Origin of the sequence: Agrobacterium sp. Ap1 (genome assembly GCF_017313375.1) — a bacterium.
In the GTDB taxonomy this organism is placed as follows: Bacteria; Pseudomonadota; Alphaproteobacteria; order Rhizobiales; family Rhizobiaceae; genus Neorhizobium; species Neorhizobium cellulosilyticum.
Genome location: NZ_JAFLMY010000003.1, coordinates 342,392 through 362,920, shown reverse-complemented (window position 1 = coordinate 362,920; position 20,529 = coordinate 342,392). Strand labels below are relative to the sequence as shown.

Below are 20,529 nucleotides of genomic sequence, written 5' to 3'. Positions count from 1 at the left end.
TTCTTTTAAGACGACGCCTTTGGCTTGCGCTTCAAGTTCCGGCGGATCATGCCGAGGTCGGCACCGCCGATGAGGAAGGCGACGCCGAAATAGACGACCATTGCCAGCGCAATCAAAGCGCCAAGGGCCGTGACCTGGCTTAGCAGATGAGCGCCCGGCGCCAACCATGATCCGGCATAGGGCAAGGCGTAGATAAGCGCTGCCGCCATCACGCCTGCCGAGACGATCAACAGAACCGTGCGCCTGGCGAGCTGCCATTCCCAGACGAGATCGCCGCGCCAGACCAGGATCGTGAACAACAGCACGGTGTTAAGCCAGCCGGCTGCCGCTTCCGCTGTGGCGATGCCGCGCTCGGCAAGGATCGGGAAAAGCGAAATCGCCAGCGCTGAATTCACCACGACGGCAAGCATAGTGATGCGCATCGGCGTCTTGGTATCCTCGCGTGCATAAAAGCCGGGCTGCAGCGCCTTGATGAGCACGAAACCCGGAAGGCCGAGGCCATAGATCGCCAGAATGCCGGCAACGACCGAAGTATTTTCGGTGGAGAAGGCCCCGCGTTCGTAGAGTACGCGGATGATCGCATCCGACAGGACCCAGAGACCGACGGCAGCGGGGAGCGTCAAGAAGAGGACGAATTCGATGGAGCGGTTCTGGATGCCGGCCGCTTCCTTCATCTTGCCGCCTTTGAGCGCTCGCGACAGTTCCGGCAAAAGAACGACACCAACAGCTACGCCCACCACGCCGAGTGGCAGTTGGTAGATACGGTCGGCATATTGAAGAGCCGCGATCGCGCCTTCCTTGCCGGAGGCGATCGCCTGACCAATGATCTGGTTGATCTGGGTAACGCCACCGGTAATCGCAGCCGGAACCGCCAGCCATAAAAGCCGCTTGACGTTCGGCGTCATGCGCGGGCGGCGAAAGCCGATATTGATGCCCGCATGGCGCACACCGATATAAACCACAGCAAGCTGCAGAACGCCCGCAACCAGCACGCTCCAGGAGAGATACCAGGCGATCAGCTGGGGCTCGGCACCGATCCACAGGCCGTAGACCAGAGCGGCGATCATCACCACGTTCAGAAAAACGGGCGCAATTGCCGCTGCGAAGAAATGATGCAGCGAATTCAGCATGCCGCTCATCATCGCCGTCAGCGACATGCACATCAGATAGGGGAACATGACCGCCGCCATGCGGATGGTCAGCGACATCTTTTCGGCGTCGTCGGCAAAACCCGGCGCGATGATGAAACGCACCAGCCATGGCATGGCGAGTTCCATGACAATGGTGATGAGGAGGAGCGCCGAAAAGAGCACCCCGAAGACCTCTTCCGAAAAGCGCTTGGCGCCCTCGACACCGTTGGCCTCGATTTCTTTCGAAAACAGCGGCACGAAGGCGGCGTTGAAGGCGCCTTCGGCAAACAGCCGGCGAAACAGGTTCGGAAAACGGAAGGCGGCATAGAAGACGTCCGCCATCGGCCCTGTGCCGAGCGCTGCCGCCATCGCCGTCTCACGGGCGAAGCCGAAGATGCGGCTGCCGAGCGTCGCGCCGCCGACGGTTGCGAATTTCTTGACGAGGCTCATGGTCGAATATCCGTCACGCGCGCGCCTTGCTCTTGCGCGGCGGCTGTTCTTCTGTGGCCGGTGCCGGTGTCGGGTTCTTCTTCGCCTCTTCTTCCTGGTCGGTCATGACCGACTTCAGCCGCGCGGAAATGGTATTCTGGCGGTTATCATTGGTGACTTTCTGACCGACCAGATCGGTGACGTAGAAGGTATCGATGACCTTTTCGCCGAATGTGGTGATGCGGGCCGACTGGATGTCCAGCGACAGGTCGGCAAGGCCGGCAGTGATATCCGCCAGAAGACCTGTACGGTCGAGGCACTCGATCTCGATGACGGTGAACTTGTTAGAGAGGCCGTTCGAAATGGTGACCGAAGGCGGGATGTCGAAGGCCTTGGTCTTCTTGCGGGTCTTGGCGCGGGTGGCGATGACTTCCGGCAGGCGGCGTTTGCCCGAAAGCACATCCTCGATCATCCGGCCGATCGTGCCAGCACGGCGGAGTTCATCCTCGTCCACCGCGAATTCGCGGTTGATCATGATCGTATCGAGGGCACGCCCGTCCGTCGTTGTGAAGATCTGCGCGTCGACGATATTGGCGCCGGCAGCAGCACAAGCGCCTGCAATGATCGACAGAAGGCGCGGATGGTCGGGCGCGAGTACGGTGATCTCGGTGATCGCCCGGAAGGCATCGGTGCGGACCATGGTTGCAAGCGCATGGCCGGCGCGATCGGTATCGCGGATGAAGGTCGCGTGGCGAACCTGATCGTTCAGCGAAACGGCCAAGAGATAGGGCTGATAATGGAGCGACGAATAGGTCTTCCGCTCCTTCCCGTCCCAGGACGACAGCGCATCGAAAAGCGCCTCTTCGGCGACAGTCGCGCGCTCGCGGCGCGGCAGGTCGGAAAAGCCGCCGGAGAGCAGGATCTCGGTTTCGTAATAAAGGGTGCGCAGAAGCTGGCCCTTCCAGCCGTTCCATACGCCGGGACCAACGGCGCGCGTGTCGCAGATCGTCAGGACGAGCAGCAGTTTAAGCCGGTCCATGGACTGCACGACAGCGGCAAAATCGCTGATCGTCTTGCGGTCATGCAGGTCGCGGGTCTGAGCGGTCATCGACATGACCAAGTGCTGCTCGATCAGCCAGACGACGATTTCGGTCTGCTTGTGGTTCAGGCCGAGTCTCGGGCAAAGTTTGCGGGCCATGCGGGCACCGGCGATCGAATGATCCTCCTGGCGGCCCTTGGCGACATCATGGAAAAGCACGGCAACATAAAGGGCCTCGCGCTCTTCGATGCCGGGCATGATCTTGGTGGCAAGCGGATGCGCTTCCTGCATCTCGCCCTTGTCAATCTCCGAGAGAGCTTCAACAGAACGGATCAGATGCTCATCAACCGTATAGTGGTGATACATGTTGAACTGCATCATCGCCACGACCTTGCCGAATTCGGGGATGAAGCGGCCGAGTACACCGGCCTCGTTCATGCGGCGCAGCATCAACGCCGGATCGCGGCGCGAGGTCAGGATCGAGAGAAACAGCCGGTTGGCTTCCTCGTTTTCACGCAGGCTGTTGTCGATCAGCGTCAGCGAACGGGTCATGCGCTTCAGCGCATCCGGATGCAGTTCGAGCTGATGGATATCCGCAACATGGAAGAAGCGGATGATGTTGACCGGATCGCGGGTGAAGACATCCGGCGAAGCGAGCGTGATGCGGCCACGGTCGGTGACGAAATCCGTGGTGCCGGGGATCTTGTGCAAACGATGGGTGAAACGCGAGATGACGCGATTGGCAAGCCCCGGTGCTGCCTTGGCCTGCTGTTCTTCCAGTGCCGCGCAGAAGATGCGTGTAAGATCGCCGACATCCTTGGCGACCAGAAAATAGTGCTTCATGAAACGCTCGACGGCGGAAAGGCCGGGACGCGTATGATAACCGAGGGCCGAGGCGATATCGCGCTGGATATCGAAGGACAGGCGCTCCTCCGATTTTCCGGTCAGGAAGTGCATGTGGCAGCGAACCGCCCAGAGAAAATCGTCCGCTTTTTCGAACAGCCGGAATTCGCCACGAGAGAACACGCCGAGCTTGACCAGTTCGGCGGCATCCTTGACGCGGTAGTAATATTTGGCGATCCAGAATAGCGTATGGAGGTCGCGCAGGCCGCCCTTGCCTTCCTTGACGTTCGGTTCAACCAGATAACGGGTGTCGCCGGACTTCTGGTGGCGCTGGTCGCGCTCGGCAAGCTTGGCGCTGACGAATTCGGCACCGGTATCAGCCACGACCTCATGGTCGAAACGGGTCTCCAGATCTGCAAACAGGGTTGCGCAACCGCAGATCAGGCGGCTTTCGAGGATTGCGGTGCGGATGGTCATGTCGGTCTTGGAAAGGCGGATGCACTCCTCGACCGTGCGGGTCGCGTGGCCGACCTTGAAGCCCATGTCCCAGAGAATATAGAGCAGGAATTCGACGGCCTTGCGCATCTCCTCGGAGTTCTTCGTCGGCAGAAGGAACAGAAGATCGATATCCGATCCAGGTGCAAGCGTTCCTCGGCCATAACCGCCGACTGCCGCAATCGTGATGTCCTTGCCTTCCGGATGTACGGCGGCGGCGACGATGTCATGCAGGACGCAGATGATTTGATCCTGAACCCAGGAAATACGCTCGGCGCAATTGAGCCCGCTGCCGTCTTTTTCGAGCAGTTCACGCGCCTTCTGGCGGCCCTCGTTGCTGGCACGGCGCATGATAGGCAGAAGCGCCGACCTCAGCTCCAGAAGCGGACGATCCGTCTTCATCACCGCGCAGCATTCGGCCTTCAAGGCATCTACATCGAGAAGTTCGGAGAAATTGATTTCTTGTCTGGCCATATCATTCCTGCCGATGCCAGTTTGCCGGTCGGCTCCAGAGCATTTCCGGGCGCAAAACCGGTTCCCAATTTTGCTGGAGTTGCTCTAACGAATTCTGGTCACCTTGACCACCAATTATGGCAGCAGGTCGTTTCCAAGTTGTTGCCTTGCAGCATGAAGTTCAACAGCCGGTGGTTTCGGCTTTCGACCTCGACCGCCACTGGCGCGGGCTCATGCCCGTTGCGCGACGAAACTCCCGGTTAAAGTTCGATTTTGTCGAGAATCCGACGTCGAGCATGATTGCCGTCGCCGATTGTTTTGTTTCATCCAGAAGGCGGCAGGCTTCGCCGACACGACGGTTGTTGACGAACTGGGAGACGTTGAGACCTGTGGCACGGTTAATGGCGGAAGACAGGTCGCGCGCCGGAATTTTCGCCTTGCGGGAGATTTTCGCGAGGCTGAGATTTTCATCCCTGTAGAGTTCGCCTTCGCCAAGAGCCGCTGTGACGCGCTCGACGATTGCTGCATCTGCCGGATCGGGCAAAGCCGATGCTTTGGGAGAAACCGCGGTGCGGTCCGGATCGGGCAGGAGGTAATAAATACCTGTTGCCGCAAGCGCGACGATGTTCATGATCGCCACCGCAAACGGAACTCCTTCTGCACCGGCGACACCCGCATAGATGGCCACGGCGACATCGCTCAGGGCGAAGAAGAACATCAGGATCGCGGTCAGACGCGCGGCGCGCAAAGCCGGACGCATGCGCTGAAGGCTCGCCTCCGCCATCACCTCGTCATCGCTGGTTCGCGTCAGACGCCAGATGGCAGTGCCGTAAACGAGGAAGATCACAAGCAGCAGCGGATCGACCAGCACCTGCAGAAAGGCGACCGAAAGCGCGATTGAAGCCGGTGCCCATAGATGGATCCAGGGTTTGGGTATCGTCTCATCCGTCAGGCCGCGAAATGCCAGGAAGGCGAGTGGCGGCATCACGGAGGCGGTAATCGGCTGGATCGGCGCAAGCGCCTTGACGCCGTAGCCGAAATGCAGGCCGACGACCACGCCCTGCAACGCATAAAGGATCAGGAAAGCCACGAAATACCGGCGACTTCCAGGCGCTTCCACGCCCTTGAGGCTGTGATGAAGAACCAGCGCGAAGATCAATCCGGCAATGAAGGGTAACGGTATGGCGAGCAATGGACGATCCCGATGGCGCTCAGAAAAGCCTGAAGAAAATTCTACGACAACCTATATCATCTTCGGACCCGAAAGGGAGATCGCGCTACCCGCACTAGCAGGCAGCCCGAACCCGGCTTCGCCAGTCTTGGCGGTTCAGGCCGATGCCAAGGCTTCCTTTACGGCAATCTCCGCCATGGCAAGGGCTGCCTCGCGGCTGGTGGCTGCTGCGATGAAGCGACCGTTATGGCAGAAAGTGGCGCCCTTGACGCCGGAAGCGGCTTCGAGATCACCGTTCGTCAGGCCCGCCCAGGATTTCGGCAGATCGGCGCGCAGTTCGAACCCGTCATCCGCCTTGCGGATGCCGGTAACGCACCAGTCCTTGCCGTCGCGCGGATGGACGACGAAAAGAAGGTGATCGGCACCGGCCTTCACGATTGCCGGGCGGAAGGGCATGCCCATGGGAAGCTCGAGCACGCGGCCCTCGCCAGCCTCGGCGATCGCTTCAAGAACGAGCGTTTCGGCGCGCAACTTGGCGGCGCGCTTGCCGATACCCGCCTCGACAAAGGCACGGGCGATGGCGAGCGCTGCATGAAAAGCGCGATCATCTGCACCCTGCTCCTTATCGTCGAAGTTGGGTTTGAGCGTTTCGAGCAGGCTCGACAGGGTGAGGCCGGCAAGAGGACCGGCGCTGGACGGGCTGAGCGCACCATTGTCCATCAGGTCTATCGGCAGGACGAAACTCTTGTCGAAGGAGGCGTGCAGGGCATCGATATGGGCGGTCGGGATATTCACGGCGGCAAGATAGTCGCGACCATAATGCTTCCAGATCAGGCCGAAGGAGCTGTAGGGCGCCTCGTCCTCGCGCAGCGGCGCGCCGCGCTGGTGGTGATCGAAGATCTGTTTTTCGGCATCATAAGCGCCGCCGACATCATAGATGATGCGATCGCTGCCGGGCGTGATCCACTCCGGCGCGCGGCTGCGGACGATTTTTGCCTCGGGAAAAAGCCGGGTCAGGATGACGCTGGAGAGGAGTTCATCGGCATGGAAGCCACCGGAATGGGTGACGAGATAATCTGGTTTCATGCCGGAATGCGCCTTTGTTGGTTTGTTTCATCGCAATTCCGGACGCAAAACCGGTTCCCATTTCTGCTGGAATTGCTCTAGGAGACGCACCAGATAGCCGCAGTCGCAGGTCTTCACAAGCACGGCAGCGCCATGATTGGCAAAGCTGATTACGAAATCGCGATGATTTCGAGTTCCTGATGACCGACCGTCACCAGATCGCCTAAGGACTTGCCGTTGAGCGCGCGTGCGACCGGCGACACATAGGAGATCGTTCCAGCCTTGGGATCGGCCTCGTCTTCGCCGACGATGCGGTAGGTCTGCTCGCGGCCATCATCGCGGCTGAATGTGACCGTGCTGCCGAAAGAGACTGTAGCATTCGATGCAGACGCCGGGACGAGTTGGGCCGTGTGGACCCGTTCGGCGAAATACCGGATGTCGCGCGCCGGACCCGCCGCCTGGCGTCGCCGCTCATTGATGTCATCCAACCCGTTCGTCGCCTCATAGGCATCGCGGGCGGCCTGCAGCTGATGCTCAAGTGCCTTCAGCCCGGTTTCCGTGACGAGGTTCGTATGGGTTGATATCGGCCGGTCAGGCAGCACCGTTTCGGCGGCCGTCTCGGCACTTTCTTCCTTCATGAAGGCAACGCTCACGCGTGAACTCCTCTGCACCCGTATCAGCCACCGCCTGACAGTGGCTTCAGCGTTTTTCACAGCCACTACACAATAGATGAGAGTATCTGCAAGTACCATCTCATTCGGAAAAACCCACTCGTCGGCGAGACCTCATCTCATGAGGGGGCAAACCGGACGATTGACAGCAGCGCGGAAAAGCAGGTTTCGTCGTCACAGGGCATGCTCGCCGGGACATTTATGTCCTTTGCTGTCGACAGAAGCGAATGAATGAGAACCTCCCTGATCGCGAGTTTGGTCAAAGGCCTACCTTCCACGAACAGAAGCATTCGCCAGGCGCTCCGACCGACGATAACGACAGTCAGTTCAACGTTGACATCCTTCAACTTCGGCTCAATGCCGGTGACGCGTGCTGCATCGAAACCATTCAGCTTGAACGGTTCCCATTTGCCGTTGACGGAAATGTCTTCGGCAATCACGCTTTGCAGCGCCTCACCGTAAGCAACCGCATCGACCGATGGCTGATCCATCGGCTCATAACCAAACAGAATTTCGGACGTCAGTTTGTCAGATGTGAAGTGATAGAGCTTGCCGCTGTCGGCTTTGATTTCTCCAAAGACCCAAGTGGACCAGAGATCCGCCTTTTTGCCCGTGGCGGGATTTTCCCAATACCGATAACTGGAGGCCATGCGCTCTTCTGCGCGCAGCATGTTCATGTAGCCGATCGCCATTACGGTCAGCATGAATGTGACTGCAGCAGTTGCGGCTGCGGCAGCAGAGCGAGAGAGCCTGCCTTTTCCTCGGACAATGGCTGCGCCTTCGTCATACCAGGCAGGTCTTCCCTTGGCGACGCGACGGTATTGCAGGATGCAGGGAATGATTGAAAGATAAGGAACGCCGACGGTGTTGACAAAGAACCAGATCCTGAATTCCCGCGTCATATAGAACTGCCAATCCGGCATGCCGGATCTGTTTTCCACCCTGAGCCCCGCAACCAGTTTGCCGGGGGTAGTGCCAAACAATGTCATCGCCCCCCACAAAACGATGCTGGTGATGGCAGCAAGCATCACGATGGTTAGAAGGTTGTCGGCTGCCGGGAAATTTACGCCAATCTCAGGCAGGTGTGGCCGGATTAAATAGCCGAAAGGCAATCCTACTACCGCCCCGATTATCATTTCGTCCGCAAGGCGCGCCCAAAAGCGCGGCCATGGCCCTGCAATCGTCGGATCGGGCAAGGGATCTGATTCCTTGTCCGACATGTCGCTCTCAAAACAAAGGCTCAGTTCGGAGGCTTCCGAGGCATTGACCCAATCTGCAAGACCGGGGTGCCAGAGTAGTGTTTCCGGCTTTATCGTGCCTTTGCGGGCGAGCACGCCGAGGTCTTCGGCGGAAACAGGACCACCCTGTTTCCGGCCAAGCTTATAATGCCAATAGGTCATTTAAATCAGTCATATCCCGTTTCCCCGCGGGCGAGGCTACAGGAGCAGATGAACACGATGCAAATGCCAAGTTGTATCAGGGGTGACCGAACAAACGCTTTTTGCCATCCTGCAGCGGTGCGAAAACCAAATCAGGTTTTCGCACCGGCTTGCTTCTTGAGCGCATAAAGCGCTTCGAGCGCCTCACGCGGGCTCATGTCATCCGGGTTGATGGCCTTCAATGCTTCCTCGACCTTGGAAGATCCACCGCGCTTTTCTTCCTTGCGCACCGCGACCTGGAAAAGCGGCAGATCGTCGATCAGCTGGCTTGCCGGGTTCTTGCGGTCGGAATCTTCCAGCTTAGTCAGCACGTCCCGGGCGCGGCTCACCACGCTATCGGGAAGGCCGGCAAGGCGGGCGACCTGGATGCCGTAGGAACGATCGGCAGCACCTGGGCCGACCTCGTGCAGGAAGATTACCTCGCCATCCCATTCCTTCACCTTCATCGTGGCGTTGGACAGGCGGCCAAGCTTTTCCGACAGAACGGTCAGTTCGTGGAAATGGGTGGCGAACAGGCCGCGGCAGCGATTGCCTTCGTGCAGGTGCTCAACCGATGCCCACGCGATCGACAGACCGTCGAACGTCGCGGTACCGCGGCCGATCTCATCGAGGATGACCAGCGAGCGATCGGTCGCTTGGTTGAGGATGGCCGCCGTCTCCACCATCTCGACCATGAAGGTGGAGCGGCCGCGGGCAAGATCATCAGACGCGCCGACGCGCGAGAACAACCGGTCGACCACGCCTATATGGGCGGCGGAAGCCGGGACGAAGGAACCCATCTGGGCAAGAATGGCGATCAGCGCATTCTGGCGGAGGAAGGTCGATTTACCCCCCATGTTTGGGCCGGTGAGCAGCCAGAGCGCGCCAAATTCGCCACCATTTTTCGGTGACAGATCGCATTCGTTGGCGATGAACGGGCCCGACGACTGGCGGCGGAGCGCCTGTTCGACAACCGGATGGCGGCCCCCCTCGATCGCAAACATTCGGCTGTCATCAACGATCGGGCGGCGGTAATTCCATTCCTCGGCGAGCATGGCAAGACCGCCGGCGACATCGATGATCGACAGCGCGCGGGCACCGGCCTTGATCGCGTCTGCTTCCGTGGTAACGGCGGCGACCATGCGGTCGAAGGCTTCGAGTTCGATCGTCAGCGCCTTGTCGGCGGCGTTGGCAATGCGGCTTTCGAGATCGGCAAGCTCGGTCGTGGTGAAACGCATCGCATTCGCCATGGTCTGGCGATGGATGAAACGGGCCTTTGCTTCCGGCGTATCGGTCATCGGGCCGGCATTGCCGGCAGTGACCTCGATGAAATAACCGAGCACGTTGTTGTGCTTGATCTTCAGCGACTTGATACCGGTTTCATCGGCATATTGCAGCTGCAGGCCGGCAATCACCTTGCGAGACTGGTCGCGCAGGGCACGAACCTCATCCAGTTCGGCATTGGCGCCATCAGCCAGGAATCCCCCGTCACGCTTCAGAAGCGGCAGGTCTTCGGCCAGCATATTGCCGAGCAGGGATTGAACCGTAACCGGCAACGCCTTCAGATCGACGAGCGCATCGGACAGTTCTTCCGGAAGCATTGATCCATCAAGGAAGGCCGCCACACCGCGCGCGGCTTCCAGACCGGTCAGGATTGCGCCGAGATCACGCGGGCCGCCACGGTCGAGCGCAAGACGCGAGAGCGCGCGGGGCATATCCGGCACGTGCTTCAGCGATGTGCGCAGGTCGGAGCAGAGCGACGGCTCTTCCAGCAGAAAGGAGATGGAATCGAGCCGGAGATTGATGCGCTCCGGATCGGTCAGCGGCGACATCAGCCGCTCGGCAAGAAGCCGGGCTCCGCCGCCGGTAACGGTGCGGTCGATAGCCTTGAGCAGGGTTCCCTCGCGCTCACCCGAAAGCGTCTTCGTCAGCTCGAGATTGCCGCGGGTGGCGGGATCGATGAACAGCGTCGATGCGCCGCTTTCGCGTTCCGGCCGCCCGAGCGGCGGGCGCTCGGAAATCTGGGTCTTTTCGACATAAGCGATGGCGGCGGCGGCGGCGGCGAATTCGGTACGGGAAAAAGTGCCAAAACCATCGAGCGTCGTGACACCGAAATAACGGGCGATGCGGCCTTCGGACGTGGCGCTGTCGAACAGAACCGAAGGCTGCGGCACGGCGACGCGGCCGAGCACATCAAAGACCGGCTTCAGCTCCGGATCGTGAAACATCGTATCCGGCATGATCAGTTCGCGCGGCTCGATGCGCAGGATATCGGCAAGCAGGCGCGACGGCTCTGTTTCCGCAATGCGGAAGACACCGGTGGAGATGTCGATCCAGGCGAGTGCCATCGCCGGCTCGGCGCCGCCCTTGATACGGGCAAGCGTCATCAGATAGTTCGATTCCGAGGCGACAAGCAGCTTTTCTTCCGTGATCGTGCCCGGCGTGACGAGGCGCACGACATCGCGTTTTACAACCGATTTCGAGCCGCGCTTCTTCGCCTCCGCCGGATCTTCCACCTGCTCGCAGACGGCGACGCGGAAACCGAGCGAAATCAGTTTCTGCAGATAGTCATCGGCCGCATGGACCGGCACACCGCACATGGGGATATCCTGGCCCATGTGCTGGCCACGCCTGGTAAGCGTGATGCCGAGCGCACGGGATGCGTCAATCGCATCCTGGAAAAACAGTTCGTAGAAATCGCCCATGCGATAGAAGAGCAGCGAACCGGGATTGTTCGCCTTGATCTCGATGAACTGCTCCATCATCGGGGTGGCCGTGGCACGGCTTTCCTCCGAGGCGAGCTGGTCGGTGGTCAGGGCGTCGATGGACAAACGTTCAAACTGGGTCACTGGGCCGATTTTCATTGCGCATGGAAAGTCGCGACACTATCGGTGAAGCCCCTTGGAAGACAACATTTGCAGCAGCTTCAGGCGAAGCTGCCCACAGGAAGCTGGAGGATATGGTCGTGAACGAGAAGACAGCAAGCACGCGAACATCGGTAACCGAGCAGGAAGCACTCGATTTTCACTCTGATGGCCGCCCCGGCAAGCTCGAAATCACACCGACCAAGCCGATGGCCACGCAACGCGACCTGTCACTCGCCTACTCGCCGGGTGTCGCGGTTCCGGTATTGGCGATCGCTGCCGATCCTGCCAAGGCCTATGACTACACGACCCGCGGCAACATGGTGGCCGTCATCTCCAATGGCACGGCAATCCTCGGCCTCGGCAATCTAGGTGCGCTGGCATCCAAGCCGGTCATGGAAGGCAAGTCGGTTCTGTTCAAGCGCTTTGCCGATGTCGATTCCATCGATCTTGAGGTGGACACCGAGAATGTCGACGAGTTCATCAACTGCGTGCGTTATCTCGGCCCGTCCTTCGGCGGCATCAATCTCGAAGACATCAAGGCGCCAGAATGTTTCATCATCGAAAGCCGGTTGCGCGAGCTGATGGATATCCCGGTTTTCCATGACGACCAGCACGGCACGGCAATAATCGCCGCCGCAGGCCTGATCAACGCGCTGGAGCTGACCGGTCGTGATCTAAAGACCACCAAACTCGTCTGCAACGGCGCGGGCGCAGCCGCAATCGCCTGTATCGAGCTTATCAAGGCGATGGGGTTTGCGCCGGAAAACATCATTCTATGCGACACCAAGGGCGTGATCTACCAGGGTCGCACCGAGGGCATGAACCAGTGGAAATCGGCGCATGCGGCCAAGACGGACCGCCGCAGCCTGGAAGAAGCGATGAACGGTGCCGACGTGGTCTTCGGCCTGTCGCAGAAGGGAGCCTTCACCGAAGAGATGATCCGCTCGATGGCGCCTAAGCCGATCATCTTCGCCATGGCCAATCCGGATCCGGAAATCACGCCTGAGGAAGTGGCGCGCATCCGTGACGACGCGATCATGGCGACCGGCCGCTCGGACTATCCGAACCAGGTCAACAATGTGCTTGGCTTCCCCTATATCTTCCGCGGCGCGCTCGATGTTCGCGCCCGCCAGATCAACGACGCGATGAAGATCGCCGCAGCGCAGGCGCTTGCGAATCTCGCTCGCGAAGCCGTGCCGGACGATGTGGCCGCTGCCTATCAGGGCGTGCGTCCGCGTTTCGGCGCACAGTATATCATTCCCGTCCCGTTCGACCCGCGCCTGATCTCGGCCATTCCGATGGCGGTTGCGCAAGCTGCGATGGAGAGCGGCGTGGCGCGTCGCGAGATAACCGACATTGCTGCTTATGGGCGCGAGCTTGCTGCGCGGCGCGATCCGATAGCGGCCACGACACAGAGCATCTATGACCGGGTACGGCGCTTCCCGAAGCGGGTCGTCTTTGCCGAAGCGGAAGAAGAGCAGGTGATGCGGGCGGCGATTTCCTTCTGCAACCAGGAGCTTGGCACGGCCATCCTGCTCGGACGAGATGACGTGATCCGCGCCACGGCGGAGAAGGCGGGGATCGATCTCGACCAACCCGGCATCGAAATCGTCAACGCCCGTATTTCGAAGCGGACCGAAGCCTATACCGATCACCTCTATGCCAAGCTTCAGCGTCAGGGCTACCTGCTGCGTGACGTGCAGCGCCTGATCAACAATGACCGCAATCATTTTGCGGCAACGATGGTCGCCGTCGGCGATGCGGATGCAATGGTGACGGGCACGACCCGCAACTATGCCTCTGCACTTGCCGACGTGCGGCGCTGCATCGCCACCAAGCCCGGCCACCGGGTGATCGGCGTCTCGCTCGTTGTTGCGCGTGGACGGACGATCTTCGTTGCCGACACGGCAGTTCATGACCAACCGAATGCGGAGGATCTTGCCGATATCGCCACCGAGGCCGCACGGGTTGCCCGGCGCATGGGGTACGAACCACGGGTGGCGATGCTTGCCTATTCCAACTTCGGCCAGTCGGTGGGTGAACGCTCCGAGCGTGTGCGCGAGGCTATAAAAATCCTCGATAGCCGCCGGGTCGATTTCGAATATGACGGCGAGATTGCTGCGGATGTGGCGCTCAATGCAACGCGCATGGAGCAGTACCCGTTCTGCAGGCTTTCAGGCACGGCAAATGTGCTGGTCATGCCGGCGATCCATTCGGCTTCGATTGCAACGCGCATGCTGCAGGAACTGGGTGGATCAACCCTGATCGGACCGCTTCTCGTCGGTCTCGACAAGTCGGTGCAGATCACCCAAATGGGTGCCAAGGACAGCGAGATCGTCAACATGGCGGCGATCGCCGCCTACAACGCAGGGTCGTAAGCATTTCTTGGTACGCCCGTTCGAGCGGACTAAGTTCAGTGAACTAAGTCCGCTCGAGGCACCCGCCATGAAAACGATCAATATTCACGAAGCAAAGACACACCTTTCGCGCCTGGTCGAAGAGGCTGCGAATGGTGAAGGGTTCGTCATCGCCAAGGCAGGCAAGCCGATGGTGAAGGTCGTTCCACTGGAGGACGCTCCCGCAGGCGCCTCAAATAAGAAACGCCGCATAGGCTTTCTCAATGGCCAGTTTTCCGTGCCGGATGATTTCGACACCCTGTTCGCCAAAGACATTGAAGACATGTTCTGCGGCGAAGATAAATGAAACTGTTGCTGGAATCTCATATTCTGGTCTGGCTTGCGGCGATGAGTGCGAAACTTGCCGCACAGGCCAGACCCTTTGTCGAAAATACCGACAACACGCTTTTTTCAGTGCAGCCAGCATATGGGAACTAACCATTAAGCATGCACTCGGCCGGGAAAATATTCCGGTTCATCCACGTGTACTGCATAGCGCTTTGTTAGATAACGGTTTTCAAGAATTGCCGGTAAACGGTGACCACGCCTTCGGGCTTGAAACGCTTCCGCACCTCCACAAGGATCCGTTCGATCGGATCCTGATCGCGCAAGCCAAATGCGAAGGCGTGCTTCTGCTCACCTCCGACGAGACGATCGCCCGTTACAACGGGCCGATACGGCTCGTTGTATAACACTCAGCTGGCGAAGCGGCCGGCGTCGGCGCCGAAATGGTTGATATAGCGGCCGGAAATGACGGCGATCGGCAGGACGATCAGGACGTCGGTCGTGTTGAAGGCCTGGTCGACCACTGCACCGTCACCGATCATTGCGCCGAGACGCAGATAACCCTTGACCAGCGGTGGCATGGCCGACAGGGCCTGGCGCGGATTGATCTCGTCGGCGGGGATCATGTCCATCTTGCGATAGAGATCCGATTTGGCCGACACCATCCATTCATCCTTCACCAGTGAGTTCTGGTGCAGGAAGGAAAGAGCGAGTGCATGTTCCTGCGGATCGACACCGGGGAAGGATGCGCAGCCGAACATGGCACCCATGCCGTGCCTCAGTGCGTAAGCCCAGTTGCCCTGCCAGAGCAGTTCCACGGTCCGCTTCGTGCGGTAATCGGGCAGGACGCAAGAACGGCCGAGCTCCATGAACTGCTTGTCGGGATGGCGCTTCAGGAGCGGCTCGATATCGAATTCCGAGGCGGAATAGAAACCACCATTGGCCATTGCGACTTCCTGGCGCAACAGGCGGTAGGTGCCAACGATCTGATCTTCGATTTCGCCATCAATCGCATTATCGACCACTAGAAGATGATCGCAGATATCGTCATAGCTATCGAAATCGCGCCTGAGATGCATCGCCTCGGGAGGCAGCATCGCATTCATCTCTTCAACGAAAACGCGATAGCGAACCGACTGTGCCGCATCGATCTCCCGGCTGTTGCGCGCAAGCCGTGTTTCCAACGAGCCTATGCGGCCGAATACATCGCTCTTCTCGATGGAAGGCGCCGGTGTCGAGGGATGATCGAGGGTCAATTCGCGGTTCAGGAGTTCGATTGCCATGGTGAGTCACCCGTACCGGTTGGATCACCGCCATTAATCACGTCTCTGCAACAGGAACGTGACATCGATTGTCACAATAGGCTGCGGCTAAGAATCCGTCAACGGAGACGCTGACGCGCACTATTCTCCGAGAGAAGATGACCAATGTCAGCGAGTAAACGGGCTGGCTCTACGGGCTTTTGCAGGACCCTTTGTGCACCTGCAGTCAACGCGTTTTGCAGAGCCTCGTCGCGATCTTCGCCGGTCAAGACGATCACCGGAACTGCGAGACTATTCATTGTTTTTTCGGCCTCGCGCAGATCGGTGACAACATCCAACGGATCCCCACCCGGCATGTTCAGGTCGGTGATGATCAGGTCAGGCGGCGCGCCGGGGGCGCGAACAAGATTGTAGAAACTTGGGACATCCGTGACCCATCGAACCTTGTGCCCATTCTTCTGCAGCATGGTACGCAGCAGCATGGCACTGACCGGATCATCTTCGGCAAGAACGATATCCAACTCGCTTTGGATATCGAAAGGCACAAATGCTTCGATCCCATCCGTATGGGACGGCACGCTCTGCGACTGATTGTCGATACGGCTGAAACCACGCATGCGGCCACTCAACACGTCGACCAGCGACCGCTCTCGCAGGGGGCGGATCAGCCAGGCATCGAACAGATCCTGCGGCTGCGAGGCCCGCTCCTCCGGATTGACGAGGAGAATGCGATGCAGAGGTTTGTGAAGCGGCTCGCAGGCATAATCCGATGCCAGCCGGTGATCGACGATCAGATCCGTGAAAGACGCCTGCCCTTCCGACGCCCGGTCGATCAGCATCGACACGTCCTGCGTTCTGGAAAGGTGGCGGCAACGGCCGCCAAGCGCCTCGATCGTTGCAACGGTAGCCTGAGCCGTTGGCCCTTGCGGTGCAAGCAAGATCACCCGAGACCGCGCCAGCATGCCGCTTCTATCGGTTTCGCCCGCGGCCACATCTTCGGCAAGGCGAACAGGGAATCGAATTGTGAAGGTACTGCCCTCACCCTTACGGCTCTTGACCGAAAGAGAACCGTCGAACTCCGCCAGAATGCGCGACGCGATGCCGAGGCCTAGGCCTGTCCCTCCACTGCGAGCCTCCACCGATCCGACCTGTTCGAACTCACCGAAGATTCTCGCCTGCTCTTGGGGTGTCATTCCCGGACCGGTATCGATGACAGCGATTTCGACGTTAGCCTCAGCAAGGGTCACTCGAACGAGCACACCACCGCTGGAGGTGAATTTTACCGCGTTGCCCATCACATTGAATAGAACCTGGCGAAGGCGGGCGGGATCGAAATCCAGCAATTCGGGAAGATCGGCGGCAAAGGTCGCGGCGATCTCGATGCGTTTTTCGTGGGCGCGTGGGGAGAGCATTTCCACTACGCTTTCCAGCAACTGGCGGAGATTTTCCGCCCTCGTGTTCAGCCGGAAACGGCCTGCCTCCATGGTGGAGAGATCGAGGATATCATCGACCAGCTGGGCCAGGAGATGGCCGGACTGGCGAATGCCGCTGAGATAGTTCTGCTGTTCCGCGGTCAGCTTCGTCTGGCTGAGCAGATGTGTCATGCCGAGAATGCCATTCAGTGGCGTTCGGATCTCATGCACGACAGTCGAAAGGCGGCGCGATTTTGCCTCGCTAGCGGCTTCGGATTCTTTCAGGCGGTTCTTCAGCGAGTGCCGGCCGGGCGACAAACGTTTCAACTGGAAAATAAGGTTCTGCAGTGGGCTCAGGTGCCGCGGGGTTACAGCAGCGAAGAAATCCATTTCTGCGGGCGGCTCGACGATGAGTTCAGACAATTGCTCCGCCTGCCCTTCAGCAGAATGGGGCTGGGAGAAGGCCTTGGTCAATCTGTCTTGCAACTCGGCGAGGGTGCGCATGGATTAAGCCTACACGGGCTTTCCTTCGCAATCCTTAGGCCGACGGCTTAACAGGGACTTAATCGCCCGATTTCGATCCGATAAGCTCATCCAGAATAACCAAGCCGGCTCCGATAGTTATGAAGCTGTCGGCCAGATTGAAGACGGCAAACGACCACGTCTCTGTATGAAACAGGATGTAATCTATGACGTGACCATAGACCAAACCGTCGATCAGATTACCGACGGCGCCGGCGATAATCAGGGTGAAACCTGCATGCGCAAATGTTCTCGAAACCGGGGTGCGGCGCCAAAGCCAGAGAACGACACCAACGATGACAATGCGCATGCCAATAATGAATTCGCGCTCCATGCCGGATAGAAGCGAGAAGGCAACACCGAGATTATACGTTCGGAAGAGCGCCAGGAACGGGATGACCGGCACTGCTTCGTGCATAGGCAGCCAAGCTTCCACCGCAAGCTTAATGGCCTGATCGAGAATGACCGCAATTACGATGACGATGCCTGCAATCAGTGGCCGAGACAGAGGTGTTACGCCTTGCGTCATGTTCTGTCTTCCAACGTCAAGAGGTGGCGGCGCGCTTCGAAAAGCATGACGGCGGTTGCGACGGCCAGATTGAGGCTATCGGCAAGGCCCTGCTGCGGTATGCGCACGGTACGATTGGCGGCCTTGGCAAGATTATCCGGCAGGCCGGACTGCTCATTGCCCATCAGGATGACGACCGGTTTGCTCTTGTAGTCGGCCGTACGATAATCGACGGCACCGGCAAGATGGGTTGCGACGACATTGACGCCTGAACGCTTATGCCAGCCAAGAAACTCGTCCACCGAGCATTTCACCACGGGAAGTGCGAAGACCGAGCCCATCGTGGCACGGACGGTTTCAAGCGAGAACGGATCAGTGCAATCGCCAACGAGGATGACGGCGGAAGCACCGGCAGCATCTGCCGTGCGTATGATCGTGCCGAGATTGCCGGGATCGCGGACGCGATCGAGCGCCACCAAGGTTTCATCCCTGCCAGGTGCAAGGTCTTCCAGACGCTTCCAGCGTTGTTCGAAAATGCCGACAACCATTTGCGGATTGTCCCGGCGGGTAACCGACGAAAGGACCTTTTCGGAAACTTCCAGAACAAGGCCACCATTTGCCACCGTGCGGGTGGCGGCCTGCTCGACCAGTGGCTTGCCCTTGGCGGCCTTGGCATAAATGAGAGTGCGGATTTCCCAGCCGAGTTCCAGCGCGTCTATGACGAGCTTCAGGCCTTCGGCCATGAAGATCCCGGCCGCTTCGCGGTCCTTCTTGTTGGAAAGCGCCTTGATATCCTTGATAATCGGGTTGGCGAGCGAGGTAACTTCCTTCACCTGCCCGACCTTGCGGGCACCCGGCTTTCTGAATTCGTCTGTCATTGGGAAACCCAGCGGCTGAAGAGTGAGGTGGATAGGGCACGGCCACGGGCCTTGCCGTCGATACCCGTCTCACGAATGACGAGTTCACCCGATTCCACCGTGCCACCGGCACCGCGCATTGTCTCGCGCATCAGCTCGTGGATGGAATAGAAGCTTGCCCGGATGGAATAGGCAGTGAGGACCAGCCCGACGGAATTCTTCGACAGAAGTTCACGGCAGACGTCCAGCATGACGGGTAGGTGCTCGAAAAGCTCCCAGACCTCGCCGTTCGGGCCACGGCCGAATTTCGGCGGGTCGGTGAGAATGATATCGTAAGTGCTGCCCCGGCGCTCCTCGCGCAGGATAAATTTCATCGCATCCTCGCAGATCCAGCGGATCGGAGCCTTGTCGAGACGCGAAAGAGCCTGGTTTTCTCGCGCCCAGCCGATGGCCTTTTTAGAGGCGTCGACATGGGTCACCTCTGCGCCGGCAGCAGCTGCCACCAGCGACGCCACTCCGGTATAACCAAATAGGTTGAGCACCTTGAGCGTGCGGCCCTTTGCCTTCGCCTCTTCGACCCGATCCCGGACCCAGGTCCAGTGGACGATCTGCTCGGGGAAAAAGCCCATATGGCGGAATGCGGTAAAGCGGCCTTGAAAATCGATGTCCAGCAGCGAAAGTGGCCAGGTCTCGCCGAGCGCTTCACGCGGAAACTTCCAGCGGCCCATGCCGTCTTCATCGGTGTTGCCGGTGAAGACGGCATCGGCCCTGTTCCAGACGTCCGCTGACAGAGATGGCTGCCAGAGCGCCTGCGCCTCGGGCCTGACGACAAAATACGGACCGTATTTTTCGAGCTTGAGACCCTTGCCGCTGTCGACCAGATGGAAATCGCCGGCATTCTGCGACTCAAGAATAATCGGAACATTTTCTCTCGGCAGATCGCCCTCGCGTACCATAAGCGGTCGCGTTTGCGCTGCAGACTGGCTGATGACGGGCTTGACCTCGCTCGCCTTGTCGCTTGCTTTCGGACGCGATGCGGCAACGGGAGACTTCGGCTTGCCGGTGACGCTATGCCGGTCCTGCGCATTGCCGCCCCGAGAAGGAGCCTTCTGCCCCATCCGCTTGTCTCTGCTCTTCAACGGTTGATCCTTCGCTTTCATTTTCGTGCAGATAGCATCTGCAGCGCATTCGGCAAAGCCCATGCGATCATACGCGACGAAAGCAAATGCGGGGAGCAGGATGGGGCTATTTCAGGTCTGCGGGCCGAAAAAATAGCCCTCGATGTCAGGAGGATTTCATCACAGCGGTTACGCGAGACTGGGAAGGAACCGGGGCCGGTTCGCCATCTGTCAGCCCCGTCGAGCGGCGATCGCCTTATGCTCTTTCTGCCATTTCACCGCTTCCTTGGCTTCGACGCGAGCCTGGCGGCGATAGTGGCCTTGTTTCCACCACGTCACAGAAGCGCCGATCACCATGCCCACCAAGAGCGCCAGGAAAACGAAAACAAAGAACGGCGCCGAAACGGACAATATGCTGTCTTGTGGACGGAACGGGTTTAGCGCCAGTGTGACCACCTGCCTGTTCGCCACCGCCAAGACAATCAGGACGATGCCAATCGGCACGAAAACGACAAGCGAAACAATACGCTTAAGCTTCGTCATAGGTCACTCCGGCAATTTCTCATTCAGCCATAGCAGATTGGCCCG

General features: G+C 59.2%; 17 protein-coding genes. 4 read left to right on the top strand and 13 right to left on the bottom strand.

The window, feature by feature from the left end; genetic code table 11:
* Positions 1-5: 5 nt before the first annotated feature.
* The 7 genes from murJ to mutS all read right to left on the bottom strand — a co-directional run bounded on the left by murJ (position 6) and on the right by mutS (position 11,479).
* Positions 6-1,580, bottom strand: coding sequence for a murein biosynthesis integral membrane protein MurJ (gene murJ, locus JZX87_RS07980; protein WP_206825003.1), 1,575 nt, complete (start codon positions 1,578-1,580; stop codon positions 6-8).
* A 13-nt stretch (positions 1,581-1,593) separates the two neighbouring features.
* Positions 1,594-4,410 (bottom strand): [protein-PII] uridylyltransferase, encoded by a 2,817-nt coding sequence (locus JZX87_RS07975; protein WP_206825002.1) that lies wholly within the window; start codon positions 4,408-4,410, stop codon positions 1,594-1,596.
* Positions 4,411-4,570: 160 nt separating this feature from the next.
* Complete coding sequence (locus JZX87_RS07970) at positions 4,571-5,581, bottom strand: helix-turn-helix domain-containing protein (protein WP_206825001.1); 1,011 nt, start codon at positions 5,579-5,581, stop codon at positions 4,571-4,573.
* 135 nt (positions 5,582-5,716) lie between these two features.
* Complete coding sequence (locus tag JZX87_RS07965) at positions 5,717-6,646, bottom strand: MYG1 family protein (RefSeq protein WP_206825000.1); 930 nt, start codon at positions 6,644-6,646, stop codon at positions 5,717-5,719.
* Positions 6,647-6,795: 149 nt separating this feature from the next.
* A complete protein-coding gene (greA, locus tag JZX87_RS07960) occupies positions 6,796-7,278 on the bottom strand; it encodes a transcription elongation factor GreA (protein ID WP_206824999.1) in 483 nt (160 codons plus the stop codon).
* A 137-nt stretch (positions 7,279-7,415) separates the two neighbouring features.
* Positions 7,416-8,696: an RDD family protein gene (locus JZX87_RS07955; protein WP_206824998.1), complete on the bottom strand. Its 1,281-nt coding sequence runs from the start codon at positions 8,694-8,696 to the stop codon at positions 7,416-7,418.
* A 131-nt stretch (positions 8,697-8,827) separates the two neighbouring features.
* The gene (gene mutS / locus JZX87_RS07950) at positions 8,828-11,479 is read right to left on the bottom strand and encodes a DNA mismatch repair protein MutS (protein ID WP_502711307.1); all 2,652 of its coding nucleotides are present in this window, start codon (positions 11,477-11,479) and stop codon (positions 8,828-8,830) included.
* A 194-nt stretch (positions 11,480-11,673) separates the two neighbouring features.
* Between mutS and JZX87_RS07945 the strand changes: the two genes are divergently transcribed.
* The 4 genes from JZX87_RS07945 to JZX87_RS07935 all read left to right on the top strand — a co-directional run bounded on the left by JZX87_RS07945 (position 11,674) and on the right by JZX87_RS07935 (position 14,669).
* Positions 11,674-13,959, top strand: a complete 2,286-nt coding sequence (locus tag JZX87_RS07945; protein ID WP_206824996.1) for an NADP-dependent malic enzyme — start codon at positions 11,674-11,676, stop codon at positions 13,957-13,959.
* A 67-nt stretch (positions 13,960-14,026) separates the two neighbouring features.
* Positions 14,027-14,284, top strand: a complete 258-nt coding sequence (locus tag JZX87_RS07940) for a type II toxin-antitoxin system Phd/YefM family antitoxin (RefSeq protein ID WP_206825129.1) — start codon at positions 14,027-14,029, stop codon at positions 14,282-14,284.
* On the top strand, positions 14,281-14,415 hold the full coding sequence (locus JZX87_RS31755; protein ID WP_353654173.1) for a hypothetical protein: 135 nt from the start codon (positions 14,281-14,283) through the stop codon (positions 14,413-14,415). The genes JZX87_RS07940 and JZX87_RS31755 overlap by 4 nt, the downstream gene beginning before the upstream one ends.
* On the top strand, positions 14,403-14,669 hold the full coding sequence (locus tag JZX87_RS07935; protein WP_353654172.1) for a type II toxin-antitoxin system VapC family toxin: 267 nt from the start codon (positions 14,403-14,405) through the stop codon (positions 14,667-14,669). Before JZX87_RS31755 ends, JZX87_RS07935 begins: the two co-directional genes overlap by 13 nt.
* Before the next feature lie 3 nt (positions 14,670-14,672).
* On the opposite strand, the gene olsB is transcribed toward JZX87_RS07935, so the two are convergent.
* The 6 genes from olsB to JZX87_RS07905 all read right to left on the bottom strand — a co-directional run bounded on the left by olsB (position 14,673) and on the right by JZX87_RS07905 (position 20,484).
* On the bottom strand, positions 14,673-15,545 hold the full coding sequence (gene olsB / locus JZX87_RS07930) for a l-ornithine N(alpha)-acyltransferase (RefSeq protein WP_148145995.1): 873 nt from the start codon (positions 15,543-15,545) through the stop codon (positions 14,673-14,675).
* 98 nt (positions 15,546-15,643) lie between these two features.
* On the bottom strand, positions 15,644-17,440 hold the full coding sequence (locus JZX87_RS07925) for a hybrid sensor histidine kinase/response regulator (protein ID WP_206824995.1): 1,797 nt from the start codon (positions 17,438-17,440) through the stop codon (positions 15,644-15,646).
* A 58-nt stretch (positions 17,441-17,498) separates the two neighbouring features.
* On the bottom strand, positions 17,499-17,987 hold the full coding sequence (lspA, locus tag JZX87_RS07920; protein WP_183823585.1) for a signal peptidase II: 489 nt from the start codon (positions 17,985-17,987) through the stop codon (positions 17,499-17,501).
* Entirely contained in the window at positions 17,984-18,844 is an 861-nt protein-coding gene (locus tag JZX87_RS07915; RefSeq protein WP_206824994.1) for a TrmH family RNA methyltransferase, read from the bottom strand. Before JZX87_RS07915 ends, lspA begins: the two co-directional genes overlap by 4 nt.
* On the bottom strand, positions 18,841-19,962 hold the full coding sequence (locus JZX87_RS07910; RefSeq protein WP_502711302.1) for a class I SAM-dependent methyltransferase: 1,122 nt from the start codon (positions 19,960-19,962) through the stop codon (positions 18,841-18,843). Before JZX87_RS07910 ends, JZX87_RS07915 begins: the two co-directional genes overlap by 4 nt.
* A gap of 210 nt (positions 19,963-20,172) precedes the next feature.
* Positions 20,173-20,484 (bottom strand): lipopolysaccharide assembly protein LapA domain-containing protein, encoded by a 312-nt coding sequence (locus JZX87_RS07905; protein WP_148145999.1) that lies wholly within the window; start codon positions 20,482-20,484, stop codon positions 20,173-20,175.
* Between the last annotated feature and the right edge of the window lie 45 nt (positions 20,485-20,529).

Excerpts from the sequence above, each read along its gene's own strand:
- murJ (WP_206825003.1), bottom strand. The coding sequence starts at position 1,580 with ATGAGCCTCGTCAAGAAATTCGCAACCGTCGGCGGCGCGACGCTCGGC.
- JZX87_RS07975 (WP_206825002.1), bottom strand. The coding sequence starts at position 4,410 with ATGGCCAGACAAGAAATCAATTTCTCCGAACTTCTCGATGTAGATGCC.
- JZX87_RS07965 (WP_206825000.1), bottom strand. The coding sequence starts at position 6,646 with ATGAAACCAGATTATCTCGTCACCCATTCCGGTGGCTTCCATGCCGAT.
- JZX87_RS07955 (WP_206824998.1), bottom strand. The coding sequence starts at position 8,696 with ATGACCTATTGGCATTATAAGCTTGGCCGGAAACAGGGTGGTCCTGTT.
- mutS (WP_502711307.1), bottom strand. The coding sequence starts at position 11,479 with ATGATGGAGCAGTTCATCGAGATCAAGGCGAACAATCCCGGTTCGCTG.
- JZX87_RS07945 (WP_206824996.1), top strand. The coding sequence starts at position 11,674 with ATGGTCGTGAACGAGAAGACAGCAAGCACGCGAACATCGGTAACCGAG.
- JZX87_RS07940 (WP_206825129.1), top strand. The coding sequence starts at position 14,027 with ATGAAAACGATCAATATTCACGAAGCAAAGACACACCTTTCGCGCCTG.
- JZX87_RS31755 (WP_353654173.1), top strand. The coding sequence starts at position 14,281 with ATGAAACTGTTGCTGGAATCTCATATTCTGGTCTGGCTTGCGGCGATG.
- olsB (WP_148145995.1), bottom strand. The coding sequence starts at position 15,545 with ATGGCAATCGAACTCCTGAACCGCGAATTGACCCTCGATCATCCCTCG.
- JZX87_RS07925 (WP_206824995.1), bottom strand. The coding sequence starts at position 17,440 with ATGCGCACCCTCGCCGAGTTGCAAGACAGATTGACCAAGGCCTTCTCC.
- lspA (WP_183823585.1), bottom strand. The coding sequence starts at position 17,987 with ATGACGCAAGGCGTAACACCTCTGTCTCGGCCACTGATTGCAGGCATC.
- JZX87_RS07915 (WP_206824994.1), bottom strand. The coding sequence starts at position 18,844 with ATGACAGACGAATTCAGAAAGCCGGGTGCCCGCAAGGTCGGGCAGGTG.
- JZX87_RS07905 (WP_148145999.1), bottom strand. The coding sequence starts at position 20,484 with ATGACGAAGCTTAAGCGTATTGTTTCGCTTGTCGTTTTCGTGCCGATT.